Origin of the sequence: Rhizobium leguminosarum, from assembly GCF_001679785.1 — a bacterium.
GTDB lineage: Bacteria > Pseudomonadota > Alphaproteobacteria > Rhizobiales > Rhizobiaceae > Rhizobium > Rhizobium leguminosarum_R.
In genome coordinates, this window is sequence record NZ_CP016291.1 from 64972 (window position 1) to 91553 (window position 26582).

Consider the following 26582-nt stretch of genomic DNA (forward strand, 5'->3'; position numbering starts at 1 on the left):
CCGCCCGCCGTCTCGCTCATGAGCCTGCGGAATTTCAGGCGAGAAGACGCGCGGGTTGGCCTTGGCGGACTACCAGTTCGACCGCCTGCTTGTCGAAAGATACGAAGCTCTCGCCGCCAAGCCATGCTCCTTCGTGGGCAATCACGCCATCTGCGAAATCGCCACCCGCCTCCAGCATGGCCAGGCCCGCTTCGACCGCAGGACGGTTCATCGCCACGTTGCCGGCGTTGAGCAGGTCGTGGATCGTCTGTGAAACATCTTCCCTTGATAGCCTGGCTCCTCGACGCAGTATCCAGGCCAGTTCACATAAGCTCGGCAGGGAAACCGCGATCAGCGATGCTTCCTTGAGGAGCTTTGCCGCTGCCCCTCCCTGCTCAGCATCATCCTGCAGGACGGCTCGAGCGAGAATGTTGGTATCGACTGAAACTTTCATTCTTCGCCGGCCCAGCCCGAAGCCGCGATTTCGTTCATCTCTTCGATGGTCAACGGCTTTTTCATCTTGCCAGCATGCCGACCGATAAAGTCGTCGATTGTCCCCGTTGGACGAGCAGCCCTTACCCGCAGCTCGCCCCCAGGCAGCTTGTCGAATTCGATCCGCTCCCCCGGTTTGACCCCAAGGTGCGTCAGCAAATCCCGTCTCAGCGTGATCTGCCCTTTCATTGTGACGGCAAGGGAAGCCATGGAAAATCTCCTATCTCCAACCAATACAAAAGTAATGGAATTTTTCCTTACATTCAAGGTTCGCGTGATACGGACTTTGCCTTCGCTTTGCCTTCACCGGCCTTGTTCGTGCGTGGCTCACTCCAACCGAAGAAAGAGGCCCGATAAGGCCCTTCTTTGAACCGGTCGGGACGCAGGGGCGTCAGATCGACCGCCGGGCGCTGTCCGACCAGCTGGGAAACGAGATAGCCGGTCAAAGCCGACAGCGTCAGTTGCGGCAGGTATCTCCAGACGATCGCCAGGGGACCGAGCGGATTGAGCAGCATGCCCGGCACACGCCAGATGACGCCCGGCGTCGCGACGGGAACGACGCCGTGCGGCGCAAAGGTGCAGGCATTTCCATAGGAGCAGGCCTGCCGGTAGGATGCATCACCAAGGGCGGCGCCGGATCGATGATCGTGACCTGGTGCCCCATTCTTTGCAGCCAAAGGGCCGTGCAGAGGCCGACCAATCCGGCACCGACCACAGCCACATGCCGGCGCTCGGCGTCGGGCAAGGGCTGAAGGTCGGGCAGCGGCGTGTTCATCGCCTAGACCAAGCCTGCCAGAGCGCGGGGACGATCGTTCAGCGTGGCGGCAATGATGCGCAGCGCCGTTGCAAGCTCATCACGCGACGATGCGCAGCCGACATTGACGCGAACGGCATGCTCGACCGGCTGACGGTCGCAGGCAAAGGCGGTGGCAGCCATGACGGCAACGCCATGGGCGCGCAGATTGGCGGCAAAATCCTCGCATCGCCATGGCGCCGGCAGCCTCAGCCATAAAAACATGCAGCGCGGATCGGCGGAGAAGGAATGGCCGGCAAGGATCGTCGTGACGATCGCGTGGCGTGCGCGTAGCTCCGCAAGCTGAGCCTTCAGGATCGCTTCGGCCGTGCCGTCCTCCAGCCAGCGGGTCGCAAGCAGCAACGGCAGCGGAGAGGGCATCCAGGCGGTCGTGCGAACCGCCTCGGCAGACAGCAGCGCCCGCCCGGGCGGGCAGGAGAGATAACCGACGCGCAGCCCCGGCGCCAGCGCCTTGGAGAGCGCCGATATATGATAGGTTCTGGTCGGCGCAAGCGTGATCAAGGCGCTTGCTCGGGTCCCGAGCATCGGTCCATAGACATCGTCCTCGATGATGACGAGATCGTGCTTTTCCGCAACATCGACCAGTTCGCACCGGCGAGCCTCGCTCATGGTGACGACGGTCGGATTGTGCATCGAGGGAACCGTGAAGACGGCGCGCACGGTCTCCCGGCGGCAGATATCGTCGAGCTCCGCCGCCGACATGCCCTGATCGTCACTTCCAATGCCGATGATGCGGAAGCGGAACATTTGGGCAAGCGCGATCAGGCCGTAATAGGTCAGCCGATCGCAGACGATGGTGTCGCCGGGCTCTATCAGGCTGCTGATCACCGCCAGCAAAGCGTGCTGGGCGCCGCTGGTGACCACGATATCGTCTTCGGACGGATCGAAGCCGTTGAGCGATATCCATTTTCTCGCCGCGTGGCGTGCCCAGGCCGGCCCTTCCGGCGGCTGGTATTCCTGCATCTGGCGAAAGCGCCGGTCGGATGACAGGTCAGGCAAAGACTGCGCCAAGCGCTGCTGGAAATCGTCGACGGCCGGCCGGTTGACCGTCAGATCGATGATACCGGCCGGGCTCGCTGCCCGGTCAACCCGCGGCATGGCGCCGTCGCCGATGACGATCGTGCCGCGCCGGGTGCTGCCCATCACAAGGTTGAGGTTTTGCAATTCGCGGTAGGCGCGCGTGACTGTGGAGACGTTGAGCGACCGCTCCCGCGCGAGGTCGCGTTGCGGTGGGAGCTGGCTGCCGGGGGGCAAGGCGCCCGAGCGGATCCTCGCCTCGAGCTCGTTTGCGAGCTCCAGATAGGCCGGTATCCGCGTTTCCCGCTCCTGATTTGTCCGGGTCACTTCCGATCTTTCAGACATACAATTCCTGTAACAGGGTCCAACATCCATAAGCTAGGCGTAGCGCATTTAAGCGCAGATCCCGCGATTCAGCATGGTTTTGTGCGACATAGCATGCTTTTCCAGTGTTTTCGAGATCTGCAGCTGCCACCATACAAAATTATTTGTGTGGCTTGACAAGCAGAAATAGACCGAGACAATATAACCTCGCATCGAGACAAAGAGGCAGGGACCCGGCCGATGCAAACAGGAGGACTTCATGAGCGAGCGCTTCATTGCTTTCGAAGGCGTGCGTAAATCCTATGACGGCGTCAGCTATGTCGTGCGCGGCCTGGACCTCGACGTCGCCAAAGGGGAATTTCTGACCCTTCTCGGTCCGTCCGGATCCGGCAAGACCACGACGCTGATGATGCTGGCCGGTTTCGAGGCGCCGACCGACGGGACAATCACCCTTGCCGACAACAGGATCGACAGCGTTCCGCCGCATCGCCGCAATATCGGTGTGGTCTTCCAGAATTACGCGCTCTTCCCGCATATGACCGTCGGCGAGAACGTCGCCTTCCCGCTGAAAATGCGCCGGCTCGGCAAGGCTGAGATCACTGAGAGGGTGCGCCGCGCGCTTGACATGGTGCGTATGGCGAGCTTCGAAACGCGGCGGCCCAACCAGCTTTCCGGCGGACAGCAGCAGCGCATCGCGCTCGCTCGCGCCCTCGTCTTCGAGCCGCAGCTCGTGCTGATGGACGAGCCGCTCGGTGCGCTCGACAAGCAGCTTCGCGAACAGATGCAGCTTGAGATCAAGCACCTGCATGCCCGCCTCGGCATCAACGTCGTCTACGTCACCCACGACCAGAGCGAGGCGCTGACCATGTCGGATCGGGTCGGCGTGTTCAATGACGGCATCCTGCAGCAGATCGCGCCGCCGCATGCGCTCTACGAGACGCCGGCAAACCCCTTCGTCGCAACCTTCATCGGCGAGAACAATGCGATATCAGGCGAAGTCGTCGCGATCGAAAATGCCCTCTGCCGAATTCGCGCGCCCGATGGTTCGATCATTACCGGCCATGCCGGAGAAGGATTGAAGCAAGGCGCGCGGGCAACGCTGGTGTTGCGGCCCGAGCGGATTCAGCCGGCGCCCGCAGCGGAGGTTCCCAACCGGTTCACCGCGACGCTCAAGGAAATCATCTATCACGGCGACCATGTCAGGTTGCGCGTCTCGGCCTGCGGCTGCGACGACATCTTCATCAAAGTCGCCGCGGCTCAGGACATTCCGGTTCAGTCGCTAGGCTCCACTGCCGTCATCGGCTGGGCGCCGGAGGATTGCCGCGCGCTCGCGCTCTCCTGACCGGGCGCTCATTCTTTCGCAAACGCAGCAACAAAAAGGGGAACCACCATGATGCGTTTAAACTGCATGCTTCTCAGTTCCGTCATGACTCTTGCCATCGCAGGAGCGGCATTTGCCGAGGATACGCTGACCGTCACATCCTGGGGCGGCGCCTATACGAAGAGCCAGGAGGAGGCCTTTTTCAAGCCCTTTGCCAAGGAAACCAGCGCCAAGATCCTCCAGGATGAATGGGACGGTTCCACCGCCAAGCTGAAGGGCATGGTCGAAACAGGCCAAGTGACCTGGGATGTCGTCGATGTCGAACCCAGCCATGCGTTGCAAGGCTGCGACGAAGGTTGGCTCGAAACGATCGACTATTCGAAGCTCGGCGGCAAGGACGCCTTCATCGACGGCGCGGCGATGGATTGCGCCGTCGCGACGATCGTCTTCGGCACCATCTATGCTTATGATGCCGCCAAGTTCCCGAATGGCGGGCCAACGACCATGGCCGATCTGTTCGACACGGCCAAGTTCCCCGGGCCGCGCGCCTTGCGCAAGTCGCCGAAGACCACGCTGGAATTCGCGCTGATTGCCGACGGCGTCAAACCCGCCGAGGTTTACGATGTGCTCGGCACGCCGGAGGGCGTCGACCGCGCCTTCAAGAAGCTCGACACGATCAAGAAGGATGTGAAGGTCTGGTGGACGGCGGGCGCGCAGCCGCCGCAGCTTCTCGCCGACGGCGAAGTGGTGATGACCACCGCATGGAACGGCCGCATCTACGATGCCGTCAAGAACAGCGGCAAGAACTTCAAGATCGTCTGGGACGGCCAGGGAATGGACTTCAATCTCTGGGCCGAGCCGAAAGGCTCGAAGAACAAGGAACTGGCGGACAAATTCGTCGCCTTCACCGTCAATCCCGACGTGATGGCGCAGCAGTCCAAATATATCTCCTATGGCCCGACCCTGAAAGCGGCCATCGCGAAGGTTCCGCCGGATATTCTCGTCGATCTGCCGACGGCGCCTGAAAATACGAAGAACGCCTTTGTCGTCTCCTCCGAGTTCTGGGCCGATCATGATGAGGAGTTGACTGAACGCTTCAACAAGTGGCTCGCACAGTAACCTCTCGGGCGGGCGAGTGTCCCCCTGGCTTCGCCCGCCCCTCCTCAGGAAGGCATGAGCGATGGTGATCGCGACAATGAATGACGGTGACGAGGCAAGGATTGCTGATCGCACGCGGGTGAAAAGGCTCGGCAGTGCGAAAAGCAAGGCGCAGCTGAGAGCGCTGCTGCTGATCGCGCCTCTGTTGATCTTCCTGCTGCTCGTCTTCGTCCTGCCCATTGCCGTGTTGTTGACACGCGCGGTCGACAACAGGGCGGCCTCCGCCGCCCTGCCCTACACGTTGTCGGCCCTTTCCGCCTGGGATGAAGAATCCGCGCCCGACGAAGCGCTGTTTGCCGCCTTTGCCACCGATCTGAAGCAATCGCCCCGCGACCAGATCGCCGAAGTGGCCAAGCGTCTCAACTATTACGAGACGGGCATGCGCTCGATGCTGTTGAAAACCGCTCGTACGATCCGCAACGCGAAGCCGCCCTACAACGCCGCCTTCGTTGCCATCGATCCCAAGTGGGAGACCCCGCACTACTGGACGCTCATCAAGAATGCCTCGCCGCCCTTCACCGACTATTACCTGCTCGCCTCGCTCGACCTGGAGCGCGACGCGTCGGGCGCCATCGGCAGGGTCTCGGCAGAGAATGCGGTGCATGTCGATGTCCTGATCCGCACATTCGTCGTCAGCGCTTCGGTGATTGTGATCTGCCTGTTTCTCGGCTATCCCCTCGCCGCGCTGATCGCCCGGTCGAAAGGGGCGGTTGCCAATGCGCTGCTGATCCTGGTCCTCCTGCCGTTCTGGACCTCGCTTCTGGTGCGTACCAGCGCCTGGGTCGTCCTGCTGCAGGGACGCGGCGTGATCAACTCGGCGCTCATCTGGTTGGGCCTGGTCGATCCCGCACATCCCCTCGACCTGATCTACAATCGCATCGGCGTGCTGATCGCCATGACCCATATTCTGCTGCCCTTCATGGTGCTGCCGATCTACAGTGTCATGAAGAGCATACCTCCGGTCTATTTGCGTGCCGCCTCGTCGCTTGGCGCGCCGCCGATGTCGGCCTTCTTGCGCATATACCTGCCGATGAGCATGCCTGGTGTCAGCGCCGGCGGGCTGCTCGTCTTCATCCTGGCGTTTGGTTATTACATCACCCCGGCTCTGGTCGGCGGGCCGGGAGACCAGATGGTCAGCTATTTCATCGCCTATTACTCCAATCAGGTCACCAACTGGGGCATGGCGGCGGCTTTGAGCACGATCCTGTTGGTGGCGGTGCTGATCCTCTATGCCGTCTACAATCGCATTGTCGGCATCGACAGGCTGAGGATAGGCTGATGACAAACTTCCTTTCTTTCCCGCGGCTGTTTTCGATCCTCTTGTGGCTGGCTGGCGGCCTCGTGATCCTTTTCCTGATCGCGCCGATCGTAGCGATCGTACCGCTCTCCTTCAATGCCGAGCCGTTCTTCACCTATCCCATGCCCGGCCTGTCGCTCCGGTGGTATCGGGAATTCTTCGATTCCAACGTCTGGCAGCTGGCGCTGAAAAACAGCATCATCGTCGCCGTCTTCGCCACGCTTCTGTCGACCTTTCTCGGCACGCTTGCCGCGATCGGCCTCAGCCGGCCCTCCTGCCCGGCGCGGGCAACACTGACCGCCATTCTGATTTCGCCGATGATCGTGCCGGTCATCGTTTCGGCAGTCGGCATCTATTATGCCTTTGCCGCCGTCGGGCTGCTCAACAGCCTGACCGGGCTGGTGCTGGCCCATACGGCGATCGGCGCGCCTTTCGTGGTGATCACCGTGACCGCCACGCTCGCAAGCTTCGATCACAATCTGATGCGGGCGGCATCCAGTCTCGGCGCAGCCCCGGTCGAAGCGACCTTGCGCATCATGCTCCCGGTCATCGCGCCGGGGGTGGCGTCCGGCGCGCTCTTTGCCTTCGTGACATCATTCGACGAAGTGGTGATTGCACTCTTCATCGCCGGTTCCGAAGAACGCACGCTGCCGCGCCAGATGTGGAGCGGCGTGCGCGAAACGCTGAGCCCGACGATCGCCGCCGTCGCCACGCTCCTCATCCTGTTTTCGACGCTGTTCCTCGCCACGATCCAATGGCTGCAGCGCCGCGCCGAACGCCAGAAGATTGCGCATAGGGACTAATTCAGGGGTGAGCATGCAGATCGAACGCTACGAAACCGGAAAGCGGATGAGCCAGGCCGTGACCTACGGCGGCTTCGTGTTCCTCGCAGGCCAGGTTGCCATCGACGCGCCGGGCGCCTCCGTCCGCGAACAGACGACCAACATCCTTGCGCAGATCACGCGGCTTCTGGAAGACGCGGGCAGCGATCCGACACGGATCCTCAGCGCGACGATCTGGCTTACTGACATCTCCAGCTTCGAGGATATGAATGCCGTCTGGGACGCCTGGGTGCCTTCAGGTCATGCGCCGGCGCGCGCCACGGTCGAAGCAAGGCTCGCCGGACCGGAATTTTCCGTGGAGATTGGCATCATCGCGGCGATCGGGAGCTGACTGTTCAAAACCTTGCCGGAAGCGGCTGCGAACTCCTCTTTCACCCTGTATGGCATCACCTGCACGAGCGCTGAAAGCGCTTGTCGGTGCGGCTCATATCGATCGGCGTCCTCAGGTTCGGGCATAGGCGGTGAATTCAACTGGTTAGCGTGACACCGCTAGTTGCAAAGCCGCGACACCCGCCGACAACCTGAAAAGAGCGGGCGAGCAACTTGCCTTTGTCTCATTTTGTCTTTAAGGACGCCCCAATTCCCAAGGCGTAGGGACTGAACGAGCATGTTACAGAATGAGAACAGATCTTCTGGGCTTGGCGTAACAGCCGGCGACCTGGATCGCTACTTCACATTTCTCCGCCATGTTCTCGTGAATGCAACCGCTACGCGGTCAGCCGGAGAGAGCCTGGATTATGCAGCAGCCGTAACAGAGTCCATGCAGCTGGCCCGTGCCACGCACGATGCCGGACGGAAGATCATGTTCATTGGCAACGGCGGCAGCGCGGCAATCGCCAGCCACATGGCAACCGACTACTCGAAAAACGGCGGGCTGCGCGCCATGGCGATGAACGACGGCGCGACGCTGACATGCCTCTCAAACGATCTCGGATATGAGAACGTGTTCTCGACGCAAATCGCCATGCACGCGAACGAAGGTGACCTGCTGGTGGCAATCAGCAGTTCGGGGAGATCCGAAAGCATTACCAAGGCCGTCCGCACGGCCCGGGACAAAGGCTGCGCCGTCGTGACTTTGAGCGGATTCGCGCCGGGCAATCCGCTGCGTGATCTGGGTGACCTGAACTTTTATGTGGCTTCCGATCAATATGGCTATGTGGAGATCGCACATCTGGCGATTTGCCATGCCGTATTGGATTTTTCCTGCGGACTTGTCCCGCCCACTCTCTCCTAGCGAGCCATTTCACGCGCATGACTTTCCCCAGCATTCACGATCCGGAATTGACGCTCCTTACCCCCGACGATGATGTCACCGAACCTGAAGTGACCATCCTCGTCCCGTCTCTTAACGAGGAATTGACGATCGGAACCTTCGTCGACTGGTGCCGCGAGGGTATTGCGGCAAGCGGTGCGGCGGTGGAGATCCTGATCGTCGACAGTTCGACCGATCGCACACCCGAAATCGCGCGCGACAGGGGCGCCCGCGTGTTGCGGACGCCGAAGCGCGGTTTGGGCAGGGCTTATATCGATGCCATTCCATTCGTCCGCGGCAAGTTCATCATCATGGGCGATGCGGACTGCACCTATGATTTTCGCCAGATAGCGCCGTTTATCGAGGCCTTCCGGGAAGGGGCCGACTTCGTGATGGGCTCGCGGTTCAAGGGCTCGATCGAAGACAATGCGATGCCGCCCCTGCATCGCTATTTCGGAACGCCACTGACGACGTGGATTCTCAATCGGATGTTCGCCAGCCGCTTTTCCGACATCCATTGCGGCATGCGGGGCATCAGCGTCGATGCCTTGCTGCGCATGGATCTTCGATCGCAAGGCTGGGAATATGCGTCGGAAATGGTGTTGAAGTCCGTGCATATGGAGCTTCCGACCACCGAAGTACCGATCCACTTCCTGAAAGATCCGGATGGACGGCTCAGCCACATGAAGCGGCGGGGTTGGATGGAGCCGTGGCGCGCAGGCTGGCGTAATCTCCAGGCGATGTTTGTCTACGGGTTCGATTTCTTTCTCATCTGGCCGGGCTTCCTGCTTCTGGCCCTCGGCTTGATCATCATGCTGCCGCTGCTTGCTGGACCTATGTCTATTGCCGGTGTGCGGTTCTCGTCCAACGCCATGCTGTTTGCCATGGCCCTGGCCGTGCTTGGTCAATCAATGCTGGTTTCGGCCGCGATCGGTCGGGTTATCTTCGATTATTCGGGACGCGTGCAGCCTCGCTTCGAGCGGCTCCTGCCTTATAACGCAACGATTTGGGGAACGGTCGTGGCCGTACTTGCAGGCGTTTTGTTGGCGTTTCCGCTCTTCGATTCCTATGTCGAGAGTGGATACGTGCTGCCTGAGATTGGCGTCGAAACGAACTGGGCCGTCTTTGGGCTCTGGCTTATCACAACAGCATTTCAGATCTTTATTTCAGGTCTCATGATCCGAGCGCTTGGGGTCATGCTGCCAATCAAGAAGCCTGCGCCGCCTCTCGCGGAATAGGAGCCACGGGAGCGCTGATGATCGTAAGCTGGTGCACCGTCTTTTTCATAATCTTATGGGGCCTAGTGATCGATCGGGGGATCGTCGTTTGGCTCAATCGAGGTTGCGATCGCCCCTTTCGGGACGGCATCGACTTTTTGCTCAGCGGCATTTTGCCGGCCTTGGCGATATCAGGCGGCGCGGCTACCATCCTTGGCGCATTTCATGGGCTGCGATGGGAAATCGTTCTTCCTATTGTGACTGTCTCGATGATCTGGCGGCGGCGTGACCTCGTCGCGCTTCTTTGCGACCTGCGTTCGTTTTTTCGCAAAATCACGGCCGAAACCAGGATCGGCAATCCGTTTCCGGTCCTCGCTGCACTAGTATGCATTGCCTATTGCTACGTGTGGAGCGTCCAAGCCCTATTTCCATCAAGCGTCGACGATGTGTGGGTTTTCCACATCCCGCTCGCAAACAGCATCATCGATCACGCTGGCTTTGTGACACCGCAGATTGATCATCCCTTCTACGGGAATATTCCACTCTTCTTCAATCTGCTGTTTGCACTCGTCATGATGGTCAGCGGTCACTGGACCGGCGCGGCGACCATGAATATCGCAATTTTCTTCGGGTTTCTGTTCCTCCTTTCAAGCTGCGCCAGCCGTTGGCGGGCATGCGGTTTTTTCCTGGTGGCCGCTCTGATACTCGGCATCCCCTTCTTCAGGGGGAGTGTCGGCGAACCGATGACGGATCTGGCCCGGTCGTGTTTCTCAGTCGCAGCCGTGCTTTTTCTGTGGCGCTATTTGGAAACCCGGCGTCCGGCGGAGCTTTTTCATTGTGCGCTCGTCTTGGGGGGAGCGGTCGGAGGAAAATATACGGAACTGCAAATGGTTGGCCTTGTAGGGCTGGCATTGATGCCGGCGCTCATCAGAGGAAGAGTATCGCTGCCGCTCTTCCTGTCATGCCTCTGCACATTTCTCGCCGTCGCGGGCTATTGGTATGCGAAAAACCTGATCGTTCTCGGCAACCCGATCTATCCCTTCCTGTTCGGTCATCCGGGCCTCACCGATGCTTGGATGGCGGATTACACGCTCGAATTGGGCCGGGCTTTCGATCCCGCCAACCGACGTTTCGTGACGAACCTCGCTACTCTGCAAGGTTGGCAGGACTTCCTCTATATTCTTTACGACTGGTTCCTCGCTCGCAAGCCGAACGCTTTCGTCGCTCTTGCTTTGATACTGGCCGGCCTGGCGGTGGCTTTCCGGCGCATCGCATTTCTGGCAGCGATTGTCGCTGCCATGTTTGTGATATGGTACACTGTTATGTTCAATCACATACGGTGGGCAACGCCAGCCTATCTGCTTTTCTTTTCGACCGGGTTTATCGGCGCGTCCCTGGTTCGCGAACGGCTGGATAAATGGCTTGACCGGCGAGTCCTGCCGCAGATAGCCCCACTTGCGAAAATCGTCTCGTCGCGCGCCTGCATGGTCGCCACCCCGGTTGTCGTCAGCTTGCTGGCCGGCGGCCTCTGGATTTCCCATTGGCATCAAGTGGGTGGCGGTGCCGGCTTGGATCCCGTCAAGGCGAAAGAACTTGACGTCGTGCTTGGGATGATAAGCGTCGACGAATATTTGGAGAGCCATCGCAAAGCCTATTTCTTGTACCGCTATATCGCGGATCACGACCTGCGAACCGTTTTCCAACCTTTCCATAACTCCAACACATTATTGTCCACGGCTTACAACGATGGCCGCGATGGCGGTTGGCAATTGCCGCGCCACGTGCTGCCTGCACCGGGTTCGGATATCGACGCTTTCATAAAGTACAATCATATAGGCTACTTCATCGTCACCCCTGACGCTGGTAGCGCGTTCCTCGCCGAACGCCTTGGAGAAGATAAAATGGTGATGGCCAACAGCGTCGTAGCGCACATGATGCCCCGTTCCTCGCTGATATTGACAGATCGGTTCGGCTGGAAGCTCTACCGTTTTGATGCGGATCAGGCACCGTGACTACCGCGTCCTCCCCAGCGTTGCTTCGCATTGGCATACCGGTTTTGAAAGTAGTCGTCGCGCTTGGCTTGGTTATATGGATCGCGCGCAAGGTAGATTTTTCGGAAGGGTGGGCTGCGGTCCAGACCCTGTCGGCGGCGACCATTTCGGTCAGCATCTTCCTTCTGCTCCTGCAGGCTCTGCTTTCGGCGTGGCGGTGGTGCCTTCTATCGGAGATGATAGGGCAGAGGCTGAAGATATCAGGCGCCATGAAACTCTTCATGCAAAGCCTGTTTTACAATCAAGCTCTTCCGAGTCCCATTCCAGGCGATGCCGCTCGCATATTTGGTGCCGTCAAATATGGCCTGACGATCGGAGAAGCCACGCTAGGCGTCGTCATGGATCGCATCCTTACTCTTTTCGGACTAGCGGTCGTTGCGCTGATCGGACTGATCATCCTGCGCGCCGTCTACGGGCACGACTTTCCCATCCCCTATCTGACCGAACTCGCGGCGCTTGGTGTCGCGGGAACCATCGCATCAGCCCTGGTGTTCAGTTGGCGCCGCCACTTATTCGTCCGGTTCTTTCCGGCAAAGCTGCACGCGTTGACCGATGGGTTGCGGGCTTTGATTACCCACCAAAGAATGGTCGGTATATTTCTATTGACCCTCGCCATTCACGGGTTGAGCGTCGTCTCCCTCGAGACCCTCGTTCTCGGCCTTGGTCTCCCGCTCGATTGGGGTCAGGCCGCAGCCGCTTTCCCGCCGGTGCTCTTGATCGCGATGGTTCCCATTTCCGTTGGAGGATGGGGACTCCGGGAAGGCGGTATGATCATTTCACTTGCCGTGTTCGGCATAGGCACGACGGACGCGGCAACGCTCTCCGTGGTTTTCGGCCTGCTGCAGCTTGTGGTCGGCTTGGCCGGTGGTGTATTCGTCCTTTCGCGTCCTCATTCGGGAAAGATCAAAGTGCTCTGATGAGCCTTAGCAGATCATATGGAGCTGCCGACATGCATGCCTTGGTAACCGGAGGGGCCGGATTTATCGGCAGCCATCTCTGCGATCGCCTTTTGGAAAAGGGCTATCGGGTCACCGCGATCGACAATCTCCATCTTGGCCGCATGCGGAACATAGATCATCTGCTGGAGCGATCGGATTTTCGCTTCCAGAAGCTGGATATGCTTGATCGGGAAGGCATGGAGCAGCTCCTTGCGGCGGACCGTCCCGACGCTGTTTTTCATCTCGCCGCCAATTCCGATATTGCCGCCGGCAACGCCAATGCGGAGCTGGACCTGCAACTCAACCAGCTGACGACGACGACGCTACTTGCCACTATGCGCAAGCTTGGGATCGACAGGCTTTTCTTCGCCAGCACTTCCGCCGTGTTCGGCGAAGCTGAAGGGAACATCCACGAGAATCACGGCCCTTTGCGGCCGATCTCATTCTATGGCGCCAGCAAGCTTGCTGCCGAAGCCTATCTGTCCGTCTATGCGCTGTCATTCGGCATCAAGACACTGGTGCTGCGTTTTCCGAATGTCGTTGGGGAGCGCTCGACGCATGGAGCGATCTACGACTTCATCAACAGGTTGAAGGCTGATCCGACGAGACTCCAGGTGCTCGGCAACGGAATGCAGACAAAGCCTTATCTCTATGTCGGAGATCTGGTGGATGCGATTCTCCTTGCATGGGACAAGGCACCCGGCGCCTATGAAGTATTTCATGCTAGCGGCATCGGCGAAACGTCCGTCCGCGATATCGCCGAGATCGTGGTCTCGAAGGTCGCAGCCGGAGCCGCTATCGAATACGGAAGCGAGGACCGTGGGTGGCTGGGCGATGTGCCGCGCTTCAGCTACGACATCAGCCGGCTCGTCGCACTGGGCTGGTCGCCGAAGCGAAAGTCGACCGAGGCCGTTGAACTTGCCGTCGAGCGGATCCTGGCGAATGGGTTCTGAAAACGCTATCCGCGAGGCAATCATTATTGCCGGGGGCCTCGGAACGCGCGCGCTCAGCATGACGGGCGATGCCATTCCGAAAGCCCTTCTGCCTCTGGACGGCGTGCCGATCATTCTCAGGCAGATTCGTGTTCTCGCCCGCGAAGGCGTTCAGCACGTGCGCGTGCTCGGCGGCCACCTCGGCGGCCAGCTCGAGCCTGCTCTTGGCCCGCAAGCTGAAAAACTCGGCATTACAATCGACGTCTTCGTCGAGACGTCCCCGCTCGGCACGGCAGGCTGCCTGACGACTTTGGAAACGATCGCCGGCGACGTCCTGATCGTCTACGGCGATATGCTTTTCGATATCGATCTTTCAGCACTGGCGCGTCATCGTCAGCAATTTCCCGCCGCTCTGACGATCATCGCTCACCCCAACGATCATCCCCGTACATCCGATCTCGTCGTTCAAAAGAGCAGTTATCTCCAGCGCCTGTTGCCTCGCAAGGCGCCGCGCGATGCGGATTGGCGCAATCTCGTACCGGCCGGTTTGTACGTGGCTTCCGACCAGTTTTTCGAAATGCTCCTGCCGGAGCAGCCGGCCGACATGATCCATCATGTCGTTCCCGGTCTCCTTGAGCGTTCCATCCCGGTCGCGATCTATGATACGCCGGAATATATGAAGGATACCGGGTCTCCGAGCCGACATGCTGCCGCGGCGGAGGATCTTCGGCAGGAACGGGTTCATGCGGTCCATCTGTCCGTTAAAAGACCGGCGGTGTTTTTCGATTGCGATGGCGTCCTCAACGAAGATGTCGGCGGCCATGGCGTCATCCATCCCGACCAGGTGAAGCTGATCGACCGAGCCGGCGAAGCGGTACGGCTTGCCCGCGAGGCCGGCTTCCTTGCGGTTGCCGTCACCAACCGGCCGCAGGTCGCCAAGGGCCTGCTCGATGAATCCGGCCTGGATCATGTTCTTGGTCGCCTGGAGGCCGAGCTTGCCGAAAATGGCGGCGTCCTGGACCGTATCTATTTTTGCCCGCACCATCCGGAAAAAGGATTCGCCAACGAGGTTCCGGCGCTGAAGATCGATTGCGCTTGCCGCAAACCGGGAGATCTGATGATCCGCCAGGCCATGGCGGAATTGCCGATCGAAAAAACCAAATCCATCATCATCGGAGACAGTCTGCGCGACATAGGTGCCGGCCGCAAGGCGGGCATCTGGGCCTATGGCGTACGCACCGGTTATGGCCTGCGGGATGAAAAGAGCTATCCAGCCGGGCAAACAGAGATCCCGCGTGCCGATCTTGTCTTCGACACGGTCTATGACGCCGTTCGCTTTCAGTGCAGCTACCAGGATATCGGGCAAGCTCTCTTCAGCGCGATAGATGCACGTCTTTCAAATGAGGCAGGTCCTTTGCTCGTCAGCATATGCGGTCGTTCCCGCTCCGGCAAAAGTACGTTTGCGCATGCCGTTCAGCGCATGCTCTCGGAAGCTGGGCGCAGGGTGGCGAGGCTGGAGCTCGACCGTTGGATTCTGCCGCTCGAACACCGCCGGCCCGATATGAACGCGGAAGAACGCAACAGGGTCGAGTTCTATCCTGAGATCGTCAGAATGCTGCGTCAATCCGGACAGGTCGAGGCGCCCGGCTACGACGCGGCAAGTCGTGGCCAACATACGGGTACGACCATCTATGATGCGCGTGATGCCGAGATCATTCTGCTGGACGGCATTTTTGCCGGACATGCGTCGATCCGTGAAGATGTCGACATGGCTGCCTTCGTCGAAGCGTCGCAGCAGACGCTGCTGAACCGCTTTCACAATTTTTACGCCTGGAAAGGCCTGACGCCGGCGGACGCCGAAGGGCTCTGGGCGTCGCGAATTCAGGAGGAGTGGCCGAGGATCGATCTACAACGGACATCGGCCGACATCGTCATCAATCTCGAGGAGGCAATCCTTTGATCGTTTCATCCGCACCTTTTCGGGTCAGCTTCGCCGGAGGCGGCTCGGACATAGCGTCCTACTATCGCCGCCAAGCAGGTGCGGTCTTGTCCTGCGCGATCGCCAAGTACAGCTTTATTATCGTGCATAACTACTTCAATGAAAACAAATATCATCTCAAATATACGCGCACCGAGCTCGCCGATACGCTTGAAGAGATCGCCCATCCGCTGCTGCGCGAGGCCCTGCGGATGCATCGGATCGAGCCCGGCATCGAAGTTGCTTCCGTCGCCGACATTCCCTCGGGAACCGGGTTGGGATCATCCAGTTCCTTTTCCGTGGCGCTGATCAACGCGCTCTATGCCCACAGGTCGCGCTTTGCCTCGAAGGATCAGCTGGCGGAAGAAGCCTGCAGGCTCGAAATCGATATCCTGAAGGAGCCGATCGGCAAGCAGGACCAATATGCGGCCGCTCATGGCGGCCTGAACTTCATCGAATTCAATCCCAACGGCGGCGTCAACGTTCAGCCTGTCGTGCTCGGTTCCGAAAAGATGGCGGAACTCGAGAACAACATCCTGCTGTTTTTCACAGGGAGCCAGCGCGATACGCGCTCGGTGCTGTCGACGCAGGTGCAGGCCATGGAGGCTGACGAAGAAAAATTCCGGACCGTCGAGCGCATGGTGCAGCTGAGCTACGAAATGCGCGATATCCTGATGGCTGGAGATCTCAGTGCGTTCGGCGAAGCCCTGCACCGCGGATGGATGATGAAAAGATCGCTGACCTCGAAGATTACCAACAATGCGATCGACGAGTTTTACGAGGCGGCGCGTGCTGCCGGCGCTATCGGGGGCAAGCTTGCAGGTGCAGGCGGAGGCGGCTTCCTCGTTCTCTATTGCCCTAGAGATCGTCAGGAAAAGGTGCGGCAAGCGCTGTCGCAGCTCAAGGAAATCGAGTTTCGTTTTGACTGGAGCGGCGCGCGCATCGCCTTTGCACAGTAGAAAGTGGGAATGGCACCACGTCTCATCATCACCGGATCGACCGGCTATATCGGTGCGAGACTTGCCGCGATGGCGCGTGAGCGCGGTTTCGACGTGGTCGAGCTGGGCCGCCGGCCCGGCGCCAAGTGGCGCATTGGAGATGAGCCTGCCGCGTCCGATCTGGAGGGAGCGGTTGGGCTCGTCCATCTCGCGCATTGCTGGGCTACTCCGCCGGAGGCGGCCGAAGAAGAAAACGTCAATATATCAGGCACCTTGAAGCTGGCCGAAGCGGCAAAGACAGCCGGAGTGCCGCGCTTCGTTTTTGCCTCGTCCACCTCGTCCAGAAGAGAAGCGCTCAATGTCTACGGCCGGACCAAGTTCAGGATCGAAGAGCATTTGGCTGCCAGCGAGGCGGTACCGATCGTCAGAATTGCGCGAATAGGGCTCGTTTACGGCGGCCCCCGCACAGCGATGTACGGCCTGATGGCGAAATTGGCGGCGCTCAGCCCAATCCTGCCGATGATCGGACTCAGCCGAAAAGTTCAGCCCATTCATCTCGACGAAGTCGCCGCAGGGCTGCTGGCGTTGGCGACCGGAGAAAACCAGCCGCTGCAGACATTTGTGCTGGCGCAGGAAAATCCCATAAGCTTTGCCGCCTGGCTCAGAATTCTCCGCCGTGCCCAGGGTAATGGCAACCTCCATTTCATACCGGTGCCCCTGACCGCCGCACTCCTCGCCTGCCGCGTGACGAAGCTTCTCCCGTTGATTCCCACGGTCGATCCGGAGCGCGTGCTCGGGCTTGCAGGCGCAGCACCGATGGAGAGCAGCGAGAGCCTCAGGCTCCTGAAGTTGAACCTGTCTGACCCGGCGATGGTGCTTGCCGGAGAATTCGGCCAGACACACGAGGAGCAATCGCGATGTGAGGCACAGGCTCTGCTGCGATATCTAGGCATCGCGCCCACGGAAATACAACTGCAGAGGCTTTGCGAAGGGCTGCGGCGTGAGGGATTGGCACCGCTCGGTCTCTCCCCGGCAATGATCAGGAATCCTGCTCTGCTGGCCCTCTTTGAACCGCCGGCCAATCGAACTCGGCATCGCCTCGCGCAGGCCCTTTATTTGGCCGACCTCGCAAGCGAACCGGAAAGGACCCCAGGCAAAAAGGCCGGATTTTTCGGCGCGATGCTGGCGATTTCCAGCGATGTCCTGCTCTTTCCGCTCCGCGCGCTTTTAGCCGGGAGATATCGATGACTGAGCCGGATGCCGACTTCATCATCATCGGCAGCGGGCCTGCTGGTGTTTCAGCCGCGTTGCCGCTCATAGCGGCCGGCCGCCGCGTTCTGATGCTGGATAGCGGGGATGATGCCGGATCGCAGGAGGAAAGCCGCAGTGTCCGCGTCCTGGGAAGCAATCTGGAATCGCTGCGAACGGACGACGGAAGCTCGCCGAAATTGCAGACTCCCGCGGCACGAGGAATTCTCGAACCTTTTCGACACCAATCCGGTATAACCGGCGACGGTTTCATCCCAATCGGCAGCCTTGCCCGCGGCGGTCTCTCCAACATTTGGGGAGCGCAAATCAGCTATCTCGATGCCGAGGACATTGCGGATTGGCCGATAGACATCGCCTCCTTGCAGAGATCCTACGAGCATGTCGCCAAGCGCATCGGCATCAGCAGGAATGCCGATGTTACGACAGGCGCTAACGGCGAGCCGGTCCTGCCGCTTGGGGCGACAGCGGCCCATGTTCTGCATCGGCACCAGGCCGCTAAGCCGGCTGATAAATCGTTCCGGCTTTTTCCCGCCGTCAATGCCATACTTTCGGACGCGAGATCCGGGCGGGCGGCATGCGATCTGCGCGGCGACTGCCTCTATGGCTGCCCGAGCGGCGCGATCTATAACAGCAGGCAGGATTTGCTTCCGTTGCGCAAATCCCCGCATTTTCGTTTGCTCGACAACATGCGGGCCGTCTCACTGACACGCAATGCGGGCTGGACGGTCGGAACGGCCGACGGATCCTTCTTCTCCGCGCCGAGAATAATTCTGGCCGCAGGAGTTCTTGGAACGGCCGCCCTGCTGGCGGACCTCCTGCCGATTGACGAACAGGGACTGCGTCTTTTGAACAGTCCCACGCTCGCCATTCCCCTGCTCTCCCCCGCAAGGTTGTTGCGTTCACCGACGGCGACCCACAGCCTTGCGCAGCTCGGATTATCTCTGCGCTACGGCGACGGCGCATCCGATTACGTGACGGGGGCGATCTATGAGGTCGGATCCCTGCCGGCCCAGAGCTTCATCAACAGGATGCCGCTCGGCCGAAAGGCCGGGCGCGCCGCGTTCGAGATGATCGCCAGCAGTCTCCTCGTCGCGACGATCTATTATCCCGGCAATCAAAGCCGGAGCTACATCGGTCGAGATGCGACAACAAAAAAAGCTCTGACTATCCGCGGCGGCTTCGCCGAAGGTTTCGACATCCGTGCCGAGGCCTTGAAAAAAACGCTCCGCCGGGAATGGAAACGGTTGGGTCTCATTCAGCTCCCAGGCGCATCGCTGGCGGAGCCGGGCATCGACGCGCATTTTGCCGGCACCTTACCTATGGGCGCATCCGGTCCGTTTGGCTCCTCTTCGGACGGCGAATTGAATCGCCATCCCGGTCTTCACATCGTCGACGGCTCGATCCTTCCGGATCTGTCCTCCAAATATGTCACGATGACGATCATGGCCAATGCCGATCGCATCGCCCATCGTCTCGCCGAAACCGAAGCAAATTCGGCACTTTAGCGTTTGAATTTCACTGCCGGAGCGTTGGCGATGAACGGGAACGCATCGGCAAAATTGGCGAGATGAATTCTCGGCTCAGGCAATGCCGCCCAGGCATACATATTTAAGTTCGGTATATTCGTCCAATCCGTGCCTCGACCCTTCGCGACCGAGACCCGACATCTTCACGCCGCCGAACGGAGCCTCGGCCGTGGAGACGAGACCGGTATTGACGCCGACCATCCCATATTCGAGCGCTTCGGCCACGCGAAATACCCGCGACAGATCGCGGGCGTAAAAATACGAAGCAAGCCCGAACTCAGTGTCGTTTGCCTGTTCGATGACGTCCTCTTCGTCGCGGAAGCGAAACAGCGGTGCAAGCGGCCCGAAAGTTTCCTCACGCGCCACCTGCATGCCGGTAGCAACATCGCGCAGGATCGTCGGCTCGAAGAAATGGCCGCCGAGCGCGTGGCGTTTGCCGCCTAAGACGATCCCGGCACCCTTTGAAACGGCATCGCCGATATGGCTTTCGACCTTGGCGACGGCATTGTCGTCGATGAGCGGGCCAAGCACGACGTCACGGTCGAGACCGTTGCCGACCTTCAAACCCGAAACCGCTTTGGCGAGCTTGGCAGCAAACGCTTCGTAGACGCCGTCCTGGACATAAAGCCGATTGGCGCAGACGCAGGTCTGGCCGTTGTTGCGGAATTTGGCGATGATGGCGCCTTCAACCGCAGCGTCGAGATCGGCGTCGTCGAAGACGATGAAGGGTGCATTGCCGCCAAGCTCGAGGCCGAGCTTTTTGATCGTCGGCGCGCATTGCCGGTAAAGCAGCTCGCCCGTCCGGGTGGACCCGGTGAAGGTCAGAACCCGAACGTCACGGCTTGCCGTCAGCGCCCCGCCAATTGCCGCTGCGTCACCCGTGACGATGTTGAGAAGCCCCGGCGGCAGGCCGGCACGCTCAGCGAGAACGGCGATTGCAATGGCGGAGAATGGCGTCTGCAGCGCCGGCTTGAGAACCACGGCACAGCCGGCGGCAAGCGCGGGGCCGATCTTGCGGGTGATCATCGCGTTCGGAAAGTTCCAGGGCGTGATCGCCGCCACCACGCCTGCAGGCTGGCGCAGGACGAGGATCCGCTTGTCCGGCTGATGTCCCGGTACGACCTCACCGTTGATGCGTCTCGCCTCTTCGGCGAACCATTCGATGAAGCTCGCACCATAGGTGATCTCCCCTTTGGCCTCGGCCAGGGGTTTTCCCTGCTCCAGCGTCAGGATCATCGCCAGATCGTCGCGGTTTTCGATCATCAGCCGGTGCCAAGCCTTCAGAACGGCGGCGCGCTCCCCGGCGGTCTTCTTCGCCCAAAGCTTCTGGGCGATGACTGCGGCGCGGATGGCATCTTCCGTTTCCGCAGCACCGAGGTCAGGGACCACCCCCAGCGGCTCGCCTGTCGCCGGATTGCGGACCGTCGCCGCCTTGCGGCCTTCCGGTTCGATCCAGCGATCGGCGATGGGGCATGCCTGCCGGAACAGCGAGGGATCATTGAGCTTCATATGACAACTTTCAACAGAATACGTGAGCGGCACCGGGATCGAAATTCAGATGGACTATATCGCCACGGCTGAGCCCGGCGATAGCCTCATGACCGAACGGCAGGCGAACCGCCAGCGCCTCGCCTGTCGCCGTCTCGGTCGAGACGTGAATATTGTTGCCGAGGAAGGTAATGTCGCTGACCGTTGCGGCAAGACCCGCTCCGGCTGCCTGGTTTCGCGACAACCGAATGCGCTCCGGCCTCAGCATCAGGGCTGCCCTCGTCCCGGAGGTTCCTTTTCCATGCACCGGAATATGATTGAAGACGCTCCCGCCGCCAAGCGAAATGGTGGCCTGTCCATCGGAAGATGACAGCAGGTCGCATGAAATGAAGTCGCTGTCGCCGATGAATTCGGCAACGAAGCGGGTCCGCGGATTGGCGTAGAGTTCCGGGCCTGTCCCGATCTGATCGATGACACCCTTGGAAAAGACGGCGATGCGGTCGGAGAGCCGCAGCGCTTCCTCCTGGTCGTGCGTGACATAGAGGATCGTCACCTCGGTCTGCTGATGGATCCGGCGTATCTCATGCTGGATTTCCTCGCGCAGCTTCTTGTCGAGCGCCGACAGCGGCTCGTCCATCAGAAGCACCGGCGGATCATAGGCAAGGGCTCTGGCAAGGGCGACGCGCTGCTGCTGACCGCCGGACATTTGCGCAGGCTTGCGATCCTCGAAGCCTTCGAGCCTGACGAGCCGCAGCATCTCCTTCACCTTGCTGTCGACATCGGCCTTGGACTTGCGCCTGACCTTCAGCGGGAATGCGATGTTTTCGCCCACCGTCAGGTGCGGAAACAGGGTGTAGCGCTGGAACACCATACCGATGTTGCGCTTGTGCGACGGCGTGTCGAGTAGGGTCTTGCCCTCCAGCGTGATGTCGCCTCTCGTCGGCGTTTCAAAGCCGGCCAGGATGTAGAGCGTCGTGCTTTTCCCGGATCCGGACGGTCCGAGAAAGGTCAGGAACTCCCCGCGCCGAACATCGAGATTGACGTCGTGAACGGCGACGACAGGGCCGTATTCCTTTCGTATTCCGCGGATCTCAAGGAATGGTTCTTTCATTGTTTCAGTACCTTACGCACGACGGCAACCAGCGCCATCAAGAGGATCGTCAAAAGGATGAGAAGGGTCGACGCCGCGGCGACAACGGGCGTCAGGTCCTGCCGCAGTGTCGCCCATACCTTGACGGGCAGCGTCTGCAGGGTCGGGCTGGACATGAAGATCGCCACCACCACCTCATCCCAGGATGTCAGGAACGAGAAGACGGCAGCCGAAAACAGCCCATGGCTGATCGCCGGCAGGGTGACCCTGATCTTTGCTTCCAGAGGCGAGGCGCCGCAAAGAACCGCCGCATCCTCGATCGACTTGTCGAAGCCCTCCAGCGCACTTGAGATGGAGAGGATCGAGAAGGGCAGCGCGAGAACGAGGTGCGAAATGACAAAGCCCGCCAACGTGCCGCCGAGGCCGATCCTCAGGAAAAAGGCATAGAGGGCGACCGCAAGAACCACGACAGGAAGGATCATCGGCGTCAGAAACAGCGCTTTCAGCGCATCGCGGAACAGGAACGAACCGCGCACCAGTCCGAAGGAGGTCACGAGCCCGAGCAGCACCGACAGGATCGTCACGATGACCGCGATCTTGAAGCTCGTCCAAGCCGATTCCAGCCAGCGCGGATCGGCAAAGAGCTCGCTGTACCATTGAAACGTCCAGCCGGGCGGCGGAAAGATCAGCCACTGCGAGGAGCCGAAGGAGAGCGCGGCGATAAAGACGATCGGCAGCAGCAGAAAGGCGGCGGTCAGAAGCGTGATCGCCAGCAGGATATATTTCCACCAGCCGAGGCGATCGAAATTGAGCAACATGTCAACGCCCTCCCGGGTTCTGGTTGCCGACGAAGCGCAGCTGCACGGCATAAAGCGACAGGGTCACCACGAGGAGCACCAGCGCCGCGGCACCTCCCATTCCCCAGTTGACCAGCGACTGCACGAACTGCGCGATCAACTCCGCGAGCATCATGTTCGCGGTGCCGCCGAGAAGCGACGGCGTGACGAAATAACCAAGGGACATGACGAAGACCATGAGGGCACCGGCCGCCATGCCAGGCATGGCCAAGGGCAGCAGGACACGGGTCAGGCACTGCCACCGGTTGGCGCCGCAAAGTGCTGCCGCCTGCAGGGTCGAGGGATCGATCTTCCTGATCACGCCGTAGAGCGGCAGGATGATGAAGGGCAGCATGATATAGGTCATGCCGATCGTCACCCCGGTCAGGTTGTTGACCAGTGCCAAAGGTTTGTCGATCAGCCCCATTCCGATCAGCATCTTGTTAATGAGCCCCGTCCGTTGCAGCAGCACCATCCAGGCATAGGTGCGGGCCAGCAGGTTGGTCCACATCGACAGGAGCAGGATTGCAAAGATCACCGAGGTCAGGCGCCCGGGCATGATTGCCAGTGCCCAGGCAACGGGAAATCCGATCAGCAGCGAAATCACTGTGACGAGACCTGAGACGATGAAGGTGTTGGCGAAAATCTTGAGATAGGTCGCGGACCCGATCAGCTGTGCATAGTTTCCAAGGCCCGGCACCGGTTCCAGCACGCTTCGCAACAAGAGCACCGCCACCGGCGCGATGAAAAAGATCGCCACGAAGGCGAGAGCCGGAAGGACCCCGCCAAACCCTGTTGCCCTGCGCGCCTTTGGCAGGGGCGCAATTGCGCCGGAGGCATCGCTAAATGTCGACATGACAGTCCTTCCCACCCGTCAATTTCCGCAGGCGCCGAGGTCCAACAATGGGCACCGACGCTGCGGGAGTCACGGCGAACATTCGCCGTGCCCGTTCATCTGCCGTTTCAGGCTATTTCGCCTGCCAGGCGTACCACTTCTCGCCGATGGCATCGCGATTGTCCGCCCAGTAGTTCATGTCGGCATTCACCTGGCTGGCCGTCTGCTGATCCGGCAGGGTCTTGGCCGTCTCCGGATCCATCAGCTTGGCCGAGTCAACGTTGATTGGCGCATATCCGGTGGCTTTTGCAAGGGCGGCCTGCGGTTCCGCCGAGGTCGCCATTGCAATGAACTTCATCGCGGCTTCCACGTTCGGCGAACCCTTCGGCACGACGAGCGAATCCGCAGCGGTGATGTTCTGTTCCCATGAGGTCTCGGTCTTGATACCGCTCGCCGCAAGCGCGGTCATGCGGCCATTCCAAATGCTGCCGAAGGGAGCCTCGGCGGATGCCAGAAGCTGCTGCGACTGTGCGCCGCCCGACCACCAGACGATATCCGATTTGATCGTATCGAGCTTCTTGAAGGCGCGGTCGAGATCAAGCGGATAGAGCTTGTCGGCAGCCACGCCGTCGGCAAGCAGCGCCGCTTCGATCACGCCGGGAGCCGACCACTTGTAGAATGTGCGCTTTCCCGGAAACTTCGTCGTGTCGAACAGATCCGCCCAGGTCTTCGGGCAGGCGCTGACGGCATCGGCATTGCAGCCGATCACGAAGGAATAATAGAAACTGCCGACCGAATAATCGGTCACGAAGCGCGGATCGAGCTTGGATTTGTCGATGACGGAGAAATCGAGTTTCTCGAGCTGGCCATTCTTGCCGGCCTGGGCGGCATAGTCGCCTTCGACGTCGACCACGTCCCAGGTGACCTGGCCAGCCTCGACCATCGCCTTGAGCTTGCCGTAATCCGTCGGCCCGTCCTGTACGACGGTGATACCGGTCTTCTCCGTGAACGGGCTGGCCCATGCGGCCTTCTGCGCGTCCTGGGTCGTTCCTCCCCAGCTCGAAAAGACCATGTTGTCGGCGTGCGCCGGTACGGACACAGCCACGAATGCGGCAACCGCCGCGAAAGCAAATGTTGTTTTCATGTTCCCTTATCCTTGTTCTGGTTTGTCCTACGGGTATGCCTTATGCCGTCAGTGCGCCTCGCTCCTGGGAGAAAAGTTAGCTGGCTTCATAATCTTGTTCTCCGCCACCTCGATGAGATCGCGGATCTTGGGCAGGAAGGCCTGCCACCGGGGATCGGCCAGAAGCCTCTGGCGCCTCGCCTCCCGGTCGTCCAGGCTCGCAAAGGCCCAGATGTGAACGATCTCGTTGATCGTCCCTATCTCCGAAAAGAAATAACCGACGAGCGTGCCGAGATGGCTCTTCTGGATCTCGATCCCCTCTTCCTCGACGACCTTGAGATATTGCGGGATCGTGCCGTTCTTCAGCCGGTAGGTGCGGATCTCGTAAAACATCGGCGCTACCTCATCACGAAGGGATCGGGGATCGGATCGTCCGATGTCCTGAGCCAGATCGTCTTGGTGCGGGTATAGTCGAGAGCCGCGGCCATGCCGCCTTCCCTGCCATGGCCCGACAGGCCGAAACCGCCGAACGGCGCGATCGGCGAGACCACGCGGTAGGTGTTGACCCAGACGATCCCGGCTCGCAGCCCCTTCATCAGCCGATGCGCCCGGGTGAGGTTCTGGGTGAAGACGCCGGAAGCCAGGCCATAACGGGTATCGTTGGCGAGCCGCAACGCCTCGGCCTCCGTCTCGAACGACACGACGGACAGGACCGGCCCGAAGAATTCCTCGATCAGCGACGGCGAGGCGACATCGTCGCAGTCGAGAATCGTCGGTGGGAAATAATAGCCATCGCCGTCGATCTTGCGCCCTCCCGTGACAAGGCGGGCGCCGCTTTCGATCGACTTGGCAATGAGGGCGCCGATATTGTCCTGCTGGCGCTTGGTGGCAAGCGGGCCGACTTCGGTCGCCATATCGAGCGGCGCGCCGATCCGGATCGCCTCCGCCTTATCCCGCAGCAGGGCGACGAATTTATCCTTGATGCTGCGTTCGACGATGAGGCGCGATCCGGCAACGCAGCTTTGCCCTGTCGCGGCGAAGATGCCCGCGACCTGGGCATTGGCGGCGCTCTCGAGGTCCGCATCGGCAAAGACGATGAATGGCGACTTGCCGCCAAGTTCAAGCGAGGTGGAGGCGAGGTTTTCGGCCGAGTTGCGAACGACATGCCGGGCGGTTTCAGGGCCGCCGGTAAAAGCGACGTGCGCGACCTTCGGGTGCCGGCCGAGAGCGGCGCCGCAGGAGGCGCCGAAACCGGTGATGATGTTGACGACACCGGCGGGAAAACCTGCCTCGTGCACGAGCCGTGCAAATTCGAGAAGCGGCGCCGGCCCGTCTTCCGAGGCCTTGACCACCATCGTGCAGCCGGCCGCCAGCGCCGGGCCAATCTTCACCGCGGACAGGAAGAGCTGGCTGTTCCACGGCACGACCATCGCAACGACGCCGATCGGTTCGCGGCGAAGCCAGACATCCATGTCAGGCTTGTCGATCGGCAGGTAGGCGCCTTCGATCTTGTCGGCGATGCCGGCATAGTAGTGATAGTATTCGGCGACATAAGCGATCTGCGCCGATGTCTCGCGGATGATCTTGCCGGTGTCGCGCGTCTCCAGTTCTGCGAGGATCTGCGCGTTGGCGGCAACCAGATCGGCCAGCTTGTAAAGCAGCTTGCCGCGTTGGGTGGCCGTCATTTTCGGCCAGGCACCTTCGTAAAGCGCCTTGTCGGCCGCGTTGACAGCCCGATCGACATCGCCCTCGCGCGCTTCGGGCATCTCAGCCCAGACCGCGCCGAAGGCTGGATCGATGCTCGGATAGCTGGCCTCGCCATCTGAAAATTCGCCGTCGATATAGTGCTGGAAACGTCGCATGGT

The 26582-nt window shown here is 60.4% G+C and carries 24 protein-coding genes and 1 pseudogene; 14 read left to right on the top strand and 11 right to left on the bottom strand.

The window, feature by feature from the left end; all coding sequences use genetic code 11:
* Nucleotides 1-34 precede the first annotated feature (34 nt).
* From BA011_RS37345 to BA011_RS37360, 4 genes and pseudogenes are all read right to left on the bottom strand, one after another.
* A complete protein-coding gene (locus tag BA011_RS37345; protein WP_065284516.1) occupies nucleotides 35-433 on the bottom strand; it encodes a type II toxin-antitoxin system VapC family toxin in 399 nt (132 codons plus the stop codon).
* Complete coding sequence (locus tag BA011_RS37350; RefSeq protein ID WP_065284517.1) at nucleotides 430-681, bottom strand: AbrB/MazE/SpoVT family DNA-binding domain-containing protein; 252 nt, start codon at nucleotides 679-681, stop codon at nucleotides 430-432. Before BA011_RS37350 ends, BA011_RS37345 begins: the two co-directional genes overlap by 4 nt.
* A gap of 248 nt (nucleotides 682-929) precedes the next feature.
* Nucleotides 930-1246, bottom strand: a pseudogene (locus BA011_RS46730) (FAD-dependent oxidoreductase); the annotation flags it as partial.
* Between the two features lie 3 nt (nucleotides 1247-1249).
* Nucleotides 1250-2647 carry a PLP-dependent aminotransferase family protein gene (locus tag BA011_RS37360; protein WP_065284519.1) on the bottom strand — a complete coding sequence of 466 codons (1398 nt, stop codon included), beginning with the start codon at nucleotides 2645-2647 and terminating at the stop codon, nucleotides 1250-1252.
* 238 nt (nucleotides 2648-2885) lie between these two features.
* Here BA011_RS37360 and BA011_RS37370 point away from each other — a divergent pair, with 238 nt between their 5' ends.
* The 14 genes from BA011_RS37370 to BA011_RS37435 all read left to right on the top strand — a co-directional run bounded on the left by BA011_RS37370 (nucleotide 2886) and on the right by BA011_RS37435 (nucleotide 19324).
* Complete coding sequence (locus BA011_RS37370) at nucleotides 2886-3968, top strand: ABC transporter ATP-binding protein (RefSeq protein WP_065284521.1); 1083 nt, start codon at nucleotides 2886-2888, stop codon at nucleotides 3966-3968.
* Nucleotides 3969-4016: 48 nt separating this feature from the next.
* Nucleotides 4017-5066, top strand: a complete 1050-nt coding sequence (locus tag BA011_RS37375) for an ABC transporter substrate-binding protein (RefSeq protein WP_065284522.1) — start codon at nucleotides 4017-4019, stop codon at nucleotides 5064-5066.
* 61 nt (nucleotides 5067-5127) lie between these two features.
* Entirely contained in the window at nucleotides 5128-6384 is a 1257-nt protein-coding gene (locus BA011_RS37380) for an ABC transporter permease (protein WP_065284523.1), read from the top strand.
* Nucleotides 6384-7205, top strand: a complete 822-nt coding sequence (locus tag BA011_RS37385) for an ABC transporter permease (protein ID WP_017958323.1) — start codon at nucleotides 6384-6386, stop codon at nucleotides 7203-7205. Before BA011_RS37380 ends, BA011_RS37385 begins: the two co-directional genes overlap by 1 nt.
* A gap of 13 nt (nucleotides 7206-7218) precedes the next feature.
* Entirely contained in the window at nucleotides 7219-7575 is a 357-nt protein-coding gene (locus tag BA011_RS37390; RefSeq protein WP_065284524.1) for a RidA family protein, read from the top strand.
* A gap of 276 nt (nucleotides 7576-7851) precedes the next feature.
* On the top strand, nucleotides 7852-8478 hold the full coding sequence (locus BA011_RS37395) for an SIS domain-containing protein (protein ID WP_065284525.1): 627 nt from the start codon (nucleotides 7852-7854) through the stop codon (nucleotides 8476-8478).
* 17 nt (nucleotides 8479-8495) lie between these two features.
* On the top strand, nucleotides 8496-9734 hold the full coding sequence (locus BA011_RS37400; protein ID WP_065284526.1) for a glycosyltransferase family 2 protein: 1239 nt from the start codon (nucleotides 8496-8498) through the stop codon (nucleotides 9732-9734).
* Nucleotides 9735-9751: 17 nt separating this feature from the next.
* On the top strand, nucleotides 9752-11725 hold the full coding sequence (locus BA011_RS37405; protein WP_065284527.1) for a hypothetical protein: 1974 nt from the start codon (nucleotides 9752-9754) through the stop codon (nucleotides 11723-11725).
* Entirely contained in the window at nucleotides 11722-12681 is a 960-nt protein-coding gene (locus BA011_RS37410) for a lysylphosphatidylglycerol synthase transmembrane domain-containing protein (protein ID WP_065284528.1), read from the top strand. Before BA011_RS37405 ends, BA011_RS37410 begins: the two co-directional genes overlap by 4 nt.
* 32 nt (nucleotides 12682-12713) lie before the next feature.
* A complete protein-coding gene (locus BA011_RS37415; RefSeq protein WP_065284529.1) occupies nucleotides 12714-13655 on the top strand; it encodes an SDR family NAD(P)-dependent oxidoreductase in 942 nt (313 codons plus the stop codon).
* A complete protein-coding gene (locus BA011_RS37420; RefSeq protein ID WP_065284530.1) occupies nucleotides 13645-15594 on the top strand; it encodes an HAD-IIIA family hydrolase in 1950 nt (649 codons plus the stop codon). Before BA011_RS37415 ends, BA011_RS37420 begins: the two co-directional genes overlap by 11 nt.
* Nucleotides 15591-16571, top strand: a complete 981-nt coding sequence (locus tag BA011_RS37425; protein ID WP_065284531.1) for a GHMP kinase — start codon at nucleotides 15591-15593, stop codon at nucleotides 16569-16571. The genes BA011_RS37420 and BA011_RS37425 overlap by 4 nt, the downstream gene beginning before the upstream one ends.
* A gap of 9 nt (nucleotides 16572-16580) precedes the next feature.
* Nucleotides 16581-17798 (top strand): NAD-dependent epimerase/dehydratase family protein, encoded by a 1218-nt coding sequence (locus BA011_RS37430; protein WP_065284532.1) that lies wholly within the window; start codon nucleotides 16581-16583, stop codon nucleotides 17796-17798.
* Nucleotides 17795-19324, top strand: a complete 1530-nt coding sequence (locus BA011_RS37435; protein WP_065284533.1) for an FAD-dependent oxidoreductase — start codon at nucleotides 17795-17797, stop codon at nucleotides 19322-19324. The genes BA011_RS37430 and BA011_RS37435 overlap by 4 nt, the downstream gene beginning before the upstream one ends.
* A gap of 75 nt (nucleotides 19325-19399) precedes the next feature.
* Here BA011_RS37435 and BA011_RS37440 read toward each other — a convergent pair whose 3' ends face one another.
* The 7 genes from BA011_RS37440 to BA011_RS37470 form a co-directional block, all read right to left on the bottom strand.
* Nucleotides 19400-20854 carry an NAD-dependent succinate-semialdehyde dehydrogenase gene (locus BA011_RS37440; protein WP_065284534.1) on the bottom strand — a complete coding sequence of 485 codons (1455 nt, stop codon included), beginning with the start codon at nucleotides 20852-20854 and terminating at the stop codon, nucleotides 19400-19402.
* Nucleotides 20855-20864: 10 nt separating this feature from the next.
* Nucleotides 20865-21944 (bottom strand): ABC transporter ATP-binding protein, encoded by a 1080-nt coding sequence (locus BA011_RS37445; protein ID WP_065284535.1) that lies wholly within the window; start codon nucleotides 21942-21944, stop codon nucleotides 20865-20867.
* Nucleotides 21941-22741 carry an ABC transporter permease gene (locus BA011_RS37450; RefSeq protein ID WP_025398202.1) on the bottom strand — a complete coding sequence of 267 codons (801 nt, stop codon included), beginning with the start codon at nucleotides 22739-22741 and terminating at the stop codon, nucleotides 21941-21943. Before BA011_RS37450 ends, BA011_RS37445 begins: the two co-directional genes overlap by 4 nt.
* 1 nt (nucleotide 22742) lies before the next feature.
* Nucleotides 22743-23615: an ABC transporter permease gene (locus BA011_RS37455; protein ID WP_065284536.1), complete on the bottom strand. Its 873-nt coding sequence runs from the start codon at nucleotides 23613-23615 to the stop codon at nucleotides 22743-22745.
* 112 nt (nucleotides 23616-23727) lie between these two features.
* Nucleotides 23728-24738, bottom strand: coding sequence for a polyamine ABC transporter substrate-binding protein (locus BA011_RS37460; RefSeq protein WP_065284537.1), 1011 nt, complete (start codon nucleotides 24736-24738; stop codon nucleotides 23728-23730).
* A gap of 48 nt (nucleotides 24739-24786) precedes the next feature.
* Nucleotides 24787-25110, bottom strand: a complete 324-nt coding sequence (locus BA011_RS37465; RefSeq protein ID WP_003538302.1) for an NIPSNAP family protein — start codon at nucleotides 25108-25110, stop codon at nucleotides 24787-24789.
* 5 nt (nucleotides 25111-25115) lie between these two features.
* Nucleotides 25116-26579 carry an aldehyde dehydrogenase gene (locus BA011_RS37470; RefSeq protein WP_065284538.1) on the bottom strand — a complete coding sequence of 488 codons (1464 nt, stop codon included), beginning with the start codon at nucleotides 26577-26579 and terminating at the stop codon, nucleotides 25116-25118.
* Nucleotides 26580-26582 lie beyond the last annotated feature (3 nt).

What these genes read in the sequence shown, in the direction of transcription:
- BA011_RS37345 (WP_065284516.1), bottom strand. Translation starts at nt 433, where the DNA reads ATGAAAGTTTCAGTCGATACCAACATTCTCGCTCGAGCCGTCCTGCAG.
- BA011_RS37350 (WP_065284517.1), bottom strand. Translation starts at nt 681, where the DNA reads ATGGCTTCCCTTGCCGTCACAATGAAAGGGCAGATCACGCTGAGACGG.
- BA011_RS37360 (WP_065284519.1), bottom strand. Translation starts at nt 2,647, where the DNA reads ATGTCTGAAAGATCGGAAGTGACCCGGACAAATCAGGAGCGGGAAACG.
- BA011_RS37370 (WP_065284521.1), top strand. Translation starts at nt 2,886, where the DNA reads ATGAGCGAGCGCTTCATTGCTTTCGAAGGCGTGCGTAAATCCTATGAC.
- BA011_RS37375 (WP_065284522.1), top strand. Translation starts at nt 4,017, where the DNA reads ATGATGCGTTTAAACTGCATGCTTCTCAGTTCCGTCATGACTCTTGCC.
- BA011_RS37380 (WP_065284523.1), top strand. Translation starts at nt 5,128, where the DNA reads ATGGTGATCGCGACAATGAATGACGGTGACGAGGCAAGGATTGCTGAT.
- BA011_RS37385 (WP_017958323.1), top strand. Translation starts at nt 6,384, where the DNA reads ATGACAAACTTCCTTTCTTTCCCGCGGCTGTTTTCGATCCTCTTGTGG.
- BA011_RS37390 (WP_065284524.1), top strand. Translation starts at nt 7,219, where the DNA reads ATGCAGATCGAACGCTACGAAACCGGAAAGCGGATGAGCCAGGCCGTG.
- BA011_RS37395 (WP_065284525.1), top strand. Translation starts at nt 7,852, where the DNA reads ATGTTACAGAATGAGAACAGATCTTCTGGGCTTGGCGTAACAGCCGGC.
- BA011_RS37400 (WP_065284526.1), top strand. Translation starts at nt 8,496, where the DNA reads ATGACTTTCCCCAGCATTCACGATCCGGAATTGACGCTCCTTACCCCC.
- BA011_RS37405 (WP_065284527.1), top strand. Translation starts at nt 9,752, where the DNA reads ATGATCGTAAGCTGGTGCACCGTCTTTTTCATAATCTTATGGGGCCTA.
- BA011_RS37415 (WP_065284529.1), top strand. Translation starts at nt 12,714, where the DNA reads ATGCATGCCTTGGTAACCGGAGGGGCCGGATTTATCGGCAGCCATCTC.
- BA011_RS37420 (WP_065284530.1), top strand. Translation starts at nt 13,645, where the DNA reads ATGGGTTCTGAAAACGCTATCCGCGAGGCAATCATTATTGCCGGGGGC.
- BA011_RS37430 (WP_065284532.1), top strand. Translation starts at nt 16,581, where the DNA reads ATGGCACCACGTCTCATCATCACCGGATCGACCGGCTATATCGGTGCG.
- BA011_RS37435 (WP_065284533.1), top strand. Translation starts at nt 17,795, where the DNA reads ATGACTGAGCCGGATGCCGACTTCATCATCATCGGCAGCGGGCCTGCT.
- BA011_RS37440 (WP_065284534.1), bottom strand. Translation starts at nt 20,854, where the DNA reads ATGAAGCTCAATGATCCCTCGCTGTTCCGGCAGGCATGCCCCATCGCC.
- BA011_RS37445 (WP_065284535.1), bottom strand. Translation starts at nt 21,944, where the DNA reads ATGAAAGAACCATTCCTTGAGATCCGCGGAATACGAAAGGAATACGGC.
- BA011_RS37450 (WP_025398202.1), bottom strand. Translation starts at nt 22,741, where the DNA reads ATGTTGCTCAATTTCGATCGCCTCGGCTGGTGGAAATATATCCTGCTG.
- BA011_RS37455 (WP_065284536.1), bottom strand. Translation starts at nt 23,615, where the DNA reads ATGTCGACATTTAGCGATGCCTCCGGCGCAATTGCGCCCCTGCCAAAG.
- BA011_RS37460 (WP_065284537.1), bottom strand. Translation starts at nt 24,738, where the DNA reads ATGAAAACAACATTTGCTTTCGCGGCGGTTGCCGCATTCGTGGCTGTG.
- BA011_RS37465 (WP_003538302.1), bottom strand. Translation starts at nt 25,110, where the DNA reads ATGTTTTACGAGATCCGCACCTACCGGCTGAAGAACGGCACGATCCCG.
- BA011_RS37470 (WP_065284538.1), bottom strand. Translation starts at nt 26,579, where the DNA reads ATGCGACGTTTCCAGCACTATATCGACGGCGAATTTTCAGATGGCGAG.